The sequence below is a fragment of the Vibrio sp. Y176 genome, assembly GCF_033438945.1.
The window spans coordinates 1-728 of sequence record NZ_JAWOQS010000473.1 but is presented as its reverse complement, the minus strand read 5'-3'; the positions used below and the strand labels follow the sequence as shown (position 1 = coordinate 728).

Sequence of the window (728 nt, the reverse complement as noted above, 5' to 3'; positions counted from 1 at the left end):
CTTCACCAGTAATGGTGGAGGCATCAAACTCAACTGGCATGCCTGCGCCGTTTTCATCTTGAGGTACGATATCGTTAGCCATTTTCGTTCATCCAGTTTTTCACAACTTGAGCCGCTAGCTCTGGTTCGTTCGCTACAAGTGCACGAACCGCTTTCAGTACGTCTTCATCTTTATGAAGGTTAGGCAGATCGATACTTGAACCAAATTCAAACAGCTCACTGCTTTCAATGTCGCTACCAATTAGGCTGGTTTCGCCATCTGCACCAATTGGCAAGCCGTCTGGGCCGTACATTTCATCGTCGTCATCACCTGCTGGGTTAAGCAGTTTCTTCATTGCAGGGCGAACCAGTACAAGCACAACCACGATGATAACTAAAGCGCTGGCGAACCAACGAACCCAATCGTTGAAGTTCGGGTGTTCCCAAATTGGTTGGTCAACAAGCTGCTCGGTTTCTGGCTCGGCAAACTTGACGCTCAATACGTTAAGTAAATCACCACGAGATTGATCAAAGCCGACGGTGCCAATCAACACCTGACGAATCGCGTTGATTTCACCTTCCGACATTGGTGTGTAAGTCACTTCACCTGTATCTGGATTAACTTGGCGACGGTCTTTGATGGCAACTGAAACAGTTTGGCGCGCCACGGTGCCCGTTTGCTTACGCTCATGGCTAATCGTGGTATCTAGCTCGAAGTTGCGGGTCGATTCTTTACGTACAGAGCCTTG

The 728-nt window shown here is 48.6% G+C and carries 1 protein-coding gene; it reads right to left on the bottom strand.

Translation table 11 applies throughout. The features are described from left to right. Positions 1-74: 74 nt before the first annotated feature. On the bottom strand, positions 75-728 hold a 654-nt coding region (locus tag R7O13_RS26780), incomplete at its 5' end, for a flagellar M-ring protein FliF C-terminal domain-containing protein (protein WP_318305195.1).